Source organism: Nostoc sp. UCD121 (assembly GCF_014222285.1).
Classification (GTDB): Bacteria; Cyanobacteriota; Cyanobacteriia; order Cyanobacteriales; family Nostocaceae; genus Nostoc.
The window spans coordinates 1-239 of sequence record NZ_JACKZS010000614.1 but is presented as its reverse complement, the minus strand read 5'-3'; the positions used below and the strand labels follow the sequence as shown (position 1 = coordinate 239).

The 239-nt window shown below is 38.5% G+C and carries 1 protein-coding gene; it reads left to right on the top strand.

The features are described from left to right. Positions 1-22: 22 nt before the first annotated feature. Positions 23-239: 30S ribosomal protein S19 (gene rpsS, locus GNF10_RS37700; RefSeq protein ID WP_185607557.1), on the top strand; the 217-nt coding region annotated here is incomplete at its 3' end.

Below are 239 nucleotides of genomic sequence, written 5' to 3'. Positions count from 1 at the left end.
CAATAAGAAGGGAGGCGCCCAAATGGCTCGTAGTATTAAAAAAGGACCTTTCGTCGATGATCACTTAATGAAAAAAGTAGAAGCTCAAGACGGAAGTGAAAAGAAACAAGTGATTAAAACATGGTCTCGTCGTTCTACAATTTTCCCAAATTTCATTGGCCATACTTTTGCAGTATACGATGGACGTAAACATGTACCTGTATATGTCACTGAAGATATGGTAGGTCACAAATTAGGTG